Origin of the sequence: Acerihabitans sp., assembly GCF_036398755.1 — a bacterium.
Classification (GTDB): Bacteria; Pseudomonadota; Gammaproteobacteria; order Enterobacterales; family Enterobacteriaceae; genus Acerihabitans.
The window spans coordinates 18,915-28,131 of sequence record NZ_DASWOM010000027.1 but is presented as its reverse complement, the minus strand read 5'-3'; the positions used below and the strand labels follow the sequence as shown (position 1 = coordinate 28,131).

General features: G+C 53.1%; 8 protein-coding genes and 1 pseudogene. 5 read left to right on the top strand and 4 right to left on the bottom strand.

The annotated features are described in order from the left end of the window. Window positions 1–406 precede the first annotated feature (406 nt). Together VGC33_RS05400 and VGC33_RS05395 are read right to left on the bottom strand one after the other, a co-directional pair. Window positions 407–691: a hypothetical protein gene (locus tag VGC33_RS05400; protein WP_331119729.1), complete on the bottom strand. Its 285-nt coding sequence runs from the start codon at window positions 689–691 to the stop codon at window positions 407–409. Window positions 692–973: 282 nt separating this feature from the next. Then, a pseudogene (locus VGC33_RS05395) lies at window positions 974–1,151 on the bottom strand (site-specific integrase); the annotation flags it as partial. Window positions 1,152–1,600: 449 nt separating this feature from the next. On the opposite strand from VGC33_RS05395, the gene VGC33_RS05390 reads away from it, so the two are divergent. Continuing rightward, the gene (locus VGC33_RS05390) at window positions 1,601–1,825 is read left to right on the top strand and encodes a hypothetical protein (protein ID WP_331119728.1); all 225 of its coding nucleotides are present in this window, start codon (window positions 1,601–1,603) and stop codon (window positions 1,823–1,825) included. 46 nt (window positions 1,826–1,871) lie between these two features. Here the strand turns inward: VGC33_RS05390 and VGC33_RS23230 are convergent, their stop codons facing one another. Both VGC33_RS23230 and VGC33_RS05385 read right to left on the bottom strand, forming a co-directional pair. After that, on the bottom strand, window positions 1,872–2,060 hold the full coding sequence (locus VGC33_RS23230; protein ID WP_414636888.1) for a tail fiber assembly protein: 189 nt from the start codon (window positions 2,058–2,060) through the stop codon (window positions 1,872–1,874). Then, window positions 2,023–2,961 carry a LysR family transcriptional regulator gene (locus VGC33_RS05385; RefSeq protein ID WP_331119727.1) on the bottom strand — a complete coding sequence of 313 codons (939 nt, stop codon included), beginning with the start codon at window positions 2,959–2,961 and terminating at the stop codon, window positions 2,023–2,025. The genes VGC33_RS23230 and VGC33_RS05385 overlap by 38 nt, the downstream gene beginning before the upstream one ends. 100 nt (window positions 2,962–3,061) lie before the next feature. On the opposite strand from VGC33_RS05385, the gene VGC33_RS05380 reads away from it, so the two are divergent. From VGC33_RS05380 to VGC33_RS05365, 4 genes are all read left to right on the top strand, one after another. Next, the gene (locus tag VGC33_RS05380) at window positions 3,062–3,688 is read left to right on the top strand and encodes a glutathione S-transferase (RefSeq protein WP_331119726.1); all 627 of its coding nucleotides are present in this window, start codon (window positions 3,062–3,064) and stop codon (window positions 3,686–3,688) included. 1 nt (window position 3,689) lies between these two features. Continuing rightward, window positions 3,690–4,607, top strand: a complete 918-nt coding sequence (locus tag VGC33_RS05375; RefSeq protein ID WP_331119725.1) for a pyridoxamine 5'-phosphate oxidase family protein — start codon at window positions 3,690–3,692, stop codon at window positions 4,605–4,607. A 165-nt stretch (window positions 4,608–4,772) separates the two neighbouring features. Continuing rightward, the gene (locus VGC33_RS05370; RefSeq protein ID WP_331119724.1) at window positions 4,773–4,961 is read left to right on the top strand and encodes a hypothetical protein; all 189 of its coding nucleotides are present in this window, start codon (window positions 4,773–4,775) and stop codon (window positions 4,959–4,961) included. Window positions 4,962–5,967: 1,006 nt separating this feature from the next. Continuing rightward, window positions 5,968–9,009: a hypothetical protein gene (locus tag VGC33_RS05365; RefSeq protein WP_331119723.1), complete on the top strand. Its 3,042-nt coding sequence runs from the start codon at window positions 5,968–5,970 to the stop codon at window positions 9,007–9,009. Window positions 9,010–9,217: the final 208 nt, after the last annotated feature.

The window sequence follows — 9,217 nt, the reverse complement described above, 5'->3', positions numbered from 1 at the left end:
ATTACTTGGCATAGTTATCAACGTTATCTTCTAATAACTCGTTCATATAATTGGGAAATAAGCTTAAAATATTAGTCTCCTCTATATTGGCTTGATCCATGGCGGCGAAAAAAGTCAGCTTCACCAGAAATAGTGATTCATTTAATTCAATGCCGTTCATCAACAGAAATACGGATGTCGCCTGGAACGCAGTTCTTTTTTAGCATAATTAAAGGCATGTGCTTTAGCAATGCCGATCAGATACATAGCGGCGAGTTTAAATACGTCATTACAATGTTTATAATAGTGCAACGCATCGACGCGATTTAGTACCCCGCAAGTTTATTGCTATCCGGTCGTCCCGATAATGGCAGCGTCAAAACCTGGATTTCAGTAACCTGCTCTTGTGTCAGAAAATAAAAATCCATCATTTATCACCCAAGATTTTTATAGTATTAGCATGCCGGATTCTTGTCGTTGCAAGGGCATCCTTAAACGATAATTTCTTACTTACTCTATTCCTGACTGAATTAGACGAGAGATCAATGTCTTTGCCGCGACTGGTAATCGCGTCATTTGCAGAAGGTTCAATGGTTTTCTCACCGGCTTGCTTGACTGACAATTCCCCTCCATTGCGTAAATAGGCCAGCCAGTAGGTAAGGTTTTGCTGAAAATCTTCATAAGATATCGATTTCATAAGCATCTCTTTCATCGTATACCCCGAGGATAGCATATAGCCTATCAAGTGAAAATGCGGCCATTAGCCAATGGTAGTGGATCAAAACCGAATAAAAATAAATTTACTTATTATATATCATATGGTTAAAAGAGGCCGCTTACTGTCGGGTTTTGTAAGATGGTGTGATGGCTAGCAGCAGTACGCATGAGACTTAGCTCAAAGGGGTGAGCAGATGGTGTAACGGTGTTATCCGATCCGCCTATCCATTCTGCCAGAGCGGTTTGTACTGTCGAATTGTTCAGGACCCGTTAATTTTTAGGAAAGGCGGTCATCTGCATGATTTATGGTAGTCATTTTGCAGCCATCAATCGCCGCCAATGGATTGAACTGAACTGCATCATCCAGATGGTCGGGCGTCAAATGTGCATAGCGCATGGTGATGCGGATATCGGAATGGCCGAAAAATACGTTGCAGCACGATAATATTACCTCCGGGCGGCGGCATTGCCAGCTTGCCAAACGCGCGGTCGAGGGAAGGGGAAATAATGCCGTGGTGGGACGGACGTTTTGCACAATGGATGCGTTCAAGCTTTCACTAATGACGCCGATAAGCGTCGGCGTCCTGGGCCGACCCTCCGCCCACAGTCGCTGGCAGACGCAGGCGAGCGCGGTTGCCACCGCCCGGTTATTCAGCCCCGGCACGCCGTGGTACTAATCAGCCATCAGATCGATTTTTCGTAATAAGTTGAGGTCCTTGGTCGCGGGATGGCGGATAAATTTCATGCCATAACAGACGCGACGCGCATGACATAACCGGGAAATTGATATTGATTAATTTTTCACGGAATAAACAAAAAATCGCAGGTTCATCTATGGATTTTAGATGCGGAGAGTTTTATTGATAAGGTGCATCAATTTGATGTATATCTCTTGGGGAAAACTATGCCGAACGACGGTGATTTAATTAACTTTAGCCAGGAACATGAGCTGAACTATATACTTCATACTCATTTGCAACGTTCCCAAAGCCAGGCGAACAGAGAATTATTATTAAAAATTGGCTCGGATTATAAATCAGCTAAGAAAGTGGCAAGGGCTAAGCATGAAAAAGCCTTTTACGACTACGCGAAAGCTCATAGGGCATTTGGCCAAATGACCAGGCCATAAAAAATACATCCCGCCCGTTAAGGGCGGGATGTGATTAACGTGGCGTTTATGGCCAGATGATATTCGAGGCCAACGGCACATTCGCCGCCCGCAACGCCCGAATTCCGCCCATCCATCCCGCCGGCAGCGCCTTAGCGGCATCACTGATACTATTCAGCAGCAACTGTGCTTGCCAAAGCGGCGTCCTGGTGCTGGCCTCATTGACCAGTGCGCTGCGCCTGGGTATTAGATGCACCGCGCCGCGGCTGTATTTGCCCTAATTGACCGAGCTGCTGATACGCGTAGTCCCAAAAGGCACGTACCTTTGACGGCATAAGCTGTACCTTATTCGCCACCAACTGCACCGGCAGGGGCAAGGGTTCATATTCCGGCAGTAACCTTACCAGGGTACCGGAGGCCAAATCGTCCGCGACCTGGTAAGACAGCAGCCGGGTTATTCCCATCCCGGCGCGCGCCGCCAGCAATTGGGTTTCAATATCATTTAGCATCAGGCGCGGGGTCAGGCGTATCCGGTCGCTATTTTCATGTGGGCCAAAACGCCATTCACGAAAGGTGGGGCGCAGGGTGCTGACAATCGTCTCATGATCCGCCAGTTGCCCCGGCTCACGGGGCTGCCCGCGTCGGGACAGATATGCCGGGCTGGCGACGGTCACCCGCGTGACTTCCCCCAGCCTGCGCGCGACTTTTGTGGAATCCCGCAAATGCCCGATGCGTATCGCCACATCAAGTCCTTCATCGATCAAATCAAGATTGCGGTCGCTCAACTGCATATCTACCTGGATTTGCGGATAAAGGTCGAGAAAGGATAACACCACCGGCGCGACGTGCCGGCGACCGAACTGTACCGGAGCGGTAATGCGCAGCAACCCGGCGAGCTGTGTTTCTGCGGTATCCATTACCGCATCCTGATAATCATTGAGCAAAACGCGCGCCCGCTCCGCCAGCCGCAGGCCGGCCTCGGTCGGCGCCAGCCGGCGCGTGGTGCGCTCCACCAAGCGTGCGCCAAAACGTTGCTCCAGTGCGGCAATGGCACGGGTTATCGCCGGCGGCGAACGGTGCAGCCTGCGGGCGGCGCCCGCCAGGCTGCCATATTGGATTACCGCCACAAAGATAGCCAGTTCATCTAAACGGTCCATATATTATTCCGATAAGAGGAATTATAAATTCCTATATTCCCGCATTCATTCCGCATGGCGCAAGAGTATTGTGGTCGCCATTACCTACAGGAGCCTGTTTATGCCAACGTTACACCTCTACGCCACTGCACTATCCGGACATTGCCATCGCGTGAGCCTGCTGCTGCGCATGCTTAACCTGCGTTATGATGTGATTGACGCACCGGCCGACGTGCGTCGCACCGCGGATTTTCTGCGCCTCAATCCCTTGGGCCAGGTTCCGGTACTGCTCGATGGGGATCGGGTTTTTACCGACAGCAACGCCATTATGGTGTACCTGGTAAAACGTTACGCTCCCGGCAGTCATTGGCTGCCGGAGGATCCGCAGGCGGCGGCGCAGGTACAGGTCTGGCTGTCCAGGGCCGCGGGCGAAGTCCGTAATGGTCCCGGCGCCTGTCGGATGGTGGCGCAATTTTCCGCAGCGGAGAATTACCCGCAGGCGGCGGCGATAAGCGATCGTTTTCTGCCGCAAATGGATCAGCATCTGGCGGAACGCGCGTTTCTGGCCACGGACCTTGCAACCATCGCCGATTTGGCCTGCTACAGCTATGTGGCCGTGGCGCCGGAAGGCGGCGTCTCCCTTGAGCCATATCCGGCGATACGTCGCTGGGCCGCACGTATCGCCGCGCTGCCGGGTTTCTTCGCCATGCCGTCGCTCCCTTTGCCGCAACGCGACCCAAAGGCATAGCATGTTTCATCCAGATGAATTGCGCGCCCAGGCCCTGGCCGGTTTTGACGCCGTCAGCGGCGCAATTTATCCGGCGATGCCGGAACAGCACCGGGAATTTTTTGCCAATCTGCCGTACCTGTTTGTCGCAACGCTTGACGAAACGGGCTGGCCGGTGGCCACGGTGTTTAGCGGCCCGGCAGGGTTTATCCGTTCCCCTGACGCCACCCACCTGCGCATCAGCTCGCCGCGCCGTTCGGACGATCCCGCCCAGGCCGCGTTGCAACCGGGCCGGCCGGTCGGCGCGCTTGGGCTTGATTTCAGCAACCGTCGACGCAATCGGGTAAATGGCATCGTCGGGCGCACGGATAAAAACCGGGTGGAGATCGTCGTGCGCCAGAGCTTCGGCAATTGTCCACAATATATTCAGCGGCGCGAGCTGTACCCGGCGCCCGCCAGCCCTTTGCCGGTAGAGCGCCTTGGCGCCCTGGATAAGGATGCCAGAACGACTATCGCCCAGGCCGATACCTTTTTTGTCGCCAGCGCCGCGCATGTCAATACAGCGTCGGGTGGGGTGGATATCTCACACCGCGGCGGAAATCCGGGGTTTATTTATCAGGACGGTGAAACGCTGTGGATCCCGGATTTCCGGGGCAACCGCTATATGAATACGCTGGGCAATCTATTGGCGCAACCACGCGCCGCGCTGGTGTTCATCGACTTTACGCGCGGGGATGTTTTGCACCTGCGGGGAGAAACCCATATCATCTGGCATCCGGAAAAGCGCGCCACCATGCCGGGCATGGAACGCTACTGGCGTGTAGCGGTGACGGACATCTGGCGTTTCCGGCAGGCTTTGCCCTGGCGCGGCCGTAACGTGGAATTTTCTCCGGCAACATTACGAACCGGCATATGGCGTGAGGATAACCGGCCATATTGATCAGCCGGCGGCACGCCGCTGTTTTAATGGGTCGCGCCGCGCCGCGCCATGGTGCTGCAGCGCCGGGCTGACCCGAAGTATGAAGCGACGCGGGAAGGGGTGCGGTAATCTTAATTAGCGGTGCTATACTGGGCGGGACTAAATAACAAAACCCAGGATGGAAAAGTGGAATTTACCACCGAGAAAACCAGTAACGGCGAGTTATTAACCATAACTTTGATAAGCAAAATTGGCGCCGAAAATTACCGGGCGCAGGAAAGCATACCCGTAATGTATGCCGACGCTGAGGAAATCCGGCGTGCCAAAACGCGGTTGCTCTCACACTTTAACCAGCGTAACGACGCTGCCGGCTAACACGCTGGCTTTGCGGCGCGGCGCTACCTGCCAGGCAAGGTGCCTTCCTCCAGCACCCTGAGCGACTCGCCAGAACACACCGCACGTTGCCCGAGGTTGGCGCTTGAGTCCGCATGGCGACGCAATCGCTGCGTTCAGTGCCGCGATGCCCGGCGCGCCGTTGATTTGCCGTGCCAGACGTATCCAGCCTGGGAATGCGGGCAGGCGATGGTTATTGTGTTGATTGAATTGATTGGGTGAGCATATAATTTTTAAAAATAAATGAGATTATTGAAATAGACGCATTGGTTTTTTGTCTCGGTAAATAACTATTGTTATATCGGCTTATTATTGATGCCTCGTTGGTGTTAAAAGTTGTGTGACAATAGCGGGTCGCCACTCTTTCAATTTCTCAGGATGTGAAATGTATATATATAATAATTCCGCATTAAATGTATCAATAAATAATTTTCTTAAAAATGAAACCACCCATAACGGTATTGCGAAAACCAAAGAAGTATTCAGCGCTATTACATCATTGAAGAATACCGATCCAGGCCTGGCCCGCCAGGTCGGTCCGCGCAGTAAAAAAAGGCCCGGCCTGAGCCATAACATTTTGCGTTATTTGTATTTTTCTCACAGTATCCTGCCTTCACCGCCGGCTATCGCTGGTGGCCGCACCCTTAAGCCGTCAGGACCCGATGCCACCCCGGCTGTTTATCATGACACTCCATTGTGGTCGGGCGCGCGCTATTTCGCTGCGGATTATCCGGTGGATTCAAAAGCGACGCCGGTATCAAAGCGAGCCTTGCCTGTTCTTGCAAAAGCCGGCGTTTTTTCGCCTCATCTTATTAGCAAAGGCCAGCCGGCGGGCCAGGAATCCGCATACCGGCAGCCGCTGGCAAAACAAAATAAAAATGTCGCCTCTTATTTGCATTCCGCCGACCTGCTGAGGGAGGAATATGGCACGCATAGAGAAGTGATAATAAACCGGGTAATAAATTGCCTGCCGCGGTCGGGGGAATTTTTGTCGGAATTAAGCCGGGTATTATTAAATAATACAGGCGCGTTTGGCGCCCAACAGGGAGAAAACCTGAGCACTGAATATCAATTAGGGCAGGTTAACGCATGGATTGCCGCCAATGTGTTGAACGGTACGGTTGATACCTTTATCGCGCAGATGATTATCAATGCCGGCACCGGGCATTATGGCGCGCAAGCGCGCCGGAATATGGATATCCACGACTTCAACCGCGCTATTGATAAGCATTTTGCCTCGTTTAAAACCCTGACGGCAGCCTCGGTCAACTATATTTTTGACGACATCATACTGGCGGTAATGCCCACGCTTGGCTTGCCTGAGGAGAAGGCCGCCGGCAAGATGAATCATATCGGAGCCATAGATTGGGTTTACCTGCACGCGGGCGCGCAGATTGCCCGGGAAATGCATCTTGGCGAAGAGCGGTTGCCTAAACAGTCGCTGTTTGCATTAGGCTTGGCCCTGGAGGCCATGCTGCTTTCCGATACGGTTTCGCCGGCGTTGATCCATTATTTTATCCGTCCCGCCTGTATTTATTTCCTGGTAAATACACCTGTTGACGGCAAACTGATAAACGATAAATACGCCATGGATGATCCTGACGTCAAGCGTAGGGCGGTGGAGCAGTTTTTCGACGACAGCCGGTTGCTTAAAGAAGGCAATAATCCGTTTCACCAATTCAGCCAGGCCATGCGGGGTTATCGCACCCGTACCCAATTAGCCGAGGATATCATACGCACGCGCTGTGCGACTGATGCTGCCGGTCATTACGCCGTTGATGTGGAGAGCTATAAAAATAACCATGACGGTTATAGCTGCAAAATAAATAACCCGGCCGCTAAACCTGGCATCGAATTATTACCTGATGTGAACGACGAGTTTCGTAAGCAAAACCAGCATATCGTCGACAGTTTCCGCTCGGTGGACTACCTGGCGCTGGCGGAGGCGTTTGCCTCGCTTTCCCCGGCGGATACGCAACTGCTTGAAAATAGCACCGTAAAAAAGGTAAATGCGTTTTTTTCCGCCTATGATCAGTACCGGGGGGTGCCGGGCGCGCATACCATTCCTCTTGCTACCTATACCATTCCCTTATCGGCAACTGTGGTAGTGTTCTCAACCACCGGCGCGGATGAAGGTATTTTTGCGCTTGATCGCCGCGACACCCGGTACGGCATAAAACGCATCGATCGCGACCCGCATCATTATTACGCGTTACTGGATGATATAACGCCGCGCAAGGACAAAGACTATGTCCTGAAAATTATCGCCGGCGCCAGCCAGGCCGAGATATTAAAACAGGCAGGGCAACAGCTGGACTGTTTAATCATCAATTTATCCAGGCTGGCGCAGGAGAATCTGCGTCAGCAGCTGGATAACCTTGGTTATGAGGCCACCACCCGTGAAAAAGTGCTTGAAGGCCTGACGTCGCTGGTGCCTTTGCATGATTGTATTTCCGGCATCATCGCCGGGTCCAGGGAGGCGGTGATTCCCTGTATTTTTGATGTTTTCAGCTTGATACCATTGCTGGGCAAGGGGGGTTCCCTGGTTTCCCGTATGGCCCTGAAGGGCGGCATGGGTACCGCCGGCGCTGTGCGTGCCAGCCTGGGCAGCTATGCCGCCAGGGCGTCGCTGACCAAGGCGCTGTCCGCCGGCGCCAGGCATTTTGTCCGCCATGGCATGGTACCCGCCGCCGGCGAACTGAACCAAAAGGCGCTTATCAGCCTGGCGGTGGACTTGGCACGTTTTGCCGATCCCGCCATGGTGGAAGTGATGATTCATACCGGGGCGGCGGTGAACCGGCGGCTTTTTGCCGCGCTAAAAAACATTGCCGGCTTTCTGCCGGGAATAGCGCCCATCCTGCCTAAAATAGCCTCGATCGAGCAGGCGGCGGCTGTCGCGGTAAAGCCCGTTGCTTATAAAACCGCGCGCCTGAAAGGCACCGATCGTTATATTCCCATCATCCCGTTAGACGGCGATACCTACCGGAGCAAAACGGTTTATGTCAGGGTTGATCCCCGGACGGGGTCGCCGAGTGGCATAAAATATAGGCTGACGCGCAAGAATGAGCTGGTTCGGGTACCGAAGCAAGCGGCGGTAAAGCTTAGAAATATATTGCAAGAAGGGTTAAGCGGCAAAGGGAGCGGCAAGGCGGCCAGAGTGTGGAATTCCCAGCCCAGCTATGATGATTTAGTCTTGATGCCATTGCCGCAGTATCCCAATCCGCAATACCTTCAGATTGAAAGCTATGGCTCCCGCGAGGCTGAAGCCATCCTGTTTCCCGAACACCGGATCCCCTTGCAGCAAACGCCGTTGGATCGGGAGGGCTATATCAAGGCGTTCGACGCGCTGCCGAATAACCAAAAACTGGCCATGCGGGTGTGGAGCTTGATCGAAGGAGATAAAACCCGTTATCACGATCGGACAAAAAATCTGGCGCAAATAGGACTCACCCCGATCAACGCCGAAATCAATCTCCATCTTTATCGTAACCACCCGATATCCTACTGGGACCATAGCGAGAAAATGGTATTTATGGGATTACTGGGCGCAATGGACAGTCCGCTGCCCCGGCAGACCGGAGATTACCTGCGCGTGGCTGAGTACAGAGCTCATCAGCACATGCCCTGGACCGACAGCCTGGGGCCGGGTGATATCGTGACCAATTTCCCGGCGTTGATGAGCGTCTCCTCAAAGGATACCTATGCGCGCTTGTTTTCCGAGCAGACCGCCGAAGAAGCGGAGCAGAATCAGGTCCAGGCATTGATTTATTATAAAATCAAAGACGGCGCCCACTGCCTTCCGCTGCCTTACCCCATAGCCAGCACCATAATCACCGAGCATGAGTATCTTTATGCGCCCCGGTCGTTTTTCCGCGTGGAAAGCGTTAGCAGCGCAATATTGACGGGGGGTGAGATGTATCCGTCCAAACGTGTCGCGGTAATCTTGCGGGAATTTAACCAGCCCGTGACGGTGGCAAAAAATCTTTTCACCGGTGAAACCATTAATTTTGATCTTCCCGGCGCGCCTTAGCCCGTTTTTCGGCATTTTACAATGATTGTGACACGCCGTTTATAGGCGCCAGGACTGAAGTCGGGTATTTCTACCATGCCGGCGGGTAGCCATGCGGCGCCTTAAATGATAAACGCGCGGGAAACAGGCTGCTTCATAACGGATATATAACAGCTTTATAACGGCATGCCGTTCGTTTAAGAAGGAGCTTGAATGAGATTATTCACTA

Bases quoted from the DNA above. Each gene is read 5' to 3' on its own strand.
- VGC33_RS05400 (WP_331119729.1), bottom strand. From the start codon at position 691: ATGAAAGAGATGCTTATGAAATCGATATCTTATGAAGATTTTCAGCAA.
- VGC33_RS05385 (WP_331119727.1), bottom strand. From the start codon at position 2,961: ATGGACCGTTTAGATGAACTGGCTATCTTTGTGGCGGTAATCCAATAT.
- VGC33_RS05375 (WP_331119725.1), top strand. From the start codon at position 3,690: ATGTTTCATCCAGATGAATTGCGCGCCCAGGCCCTGGCCGGTTTTGAC.
- VGC33_RS05390 (WP_331119728.1), top strand. From the start codon at position 1,601: ATGCCGAACGACGGTGATTTAATTAACTTTAGCCAGGAACATGAGCTG.
- VGC33_RS05380 (WP_331119726.1), top strand. From the start codon at position 3,062: ATGCCAACGTTACACCTCTACGCCACTGCACTATCCGGACATTGCCAT.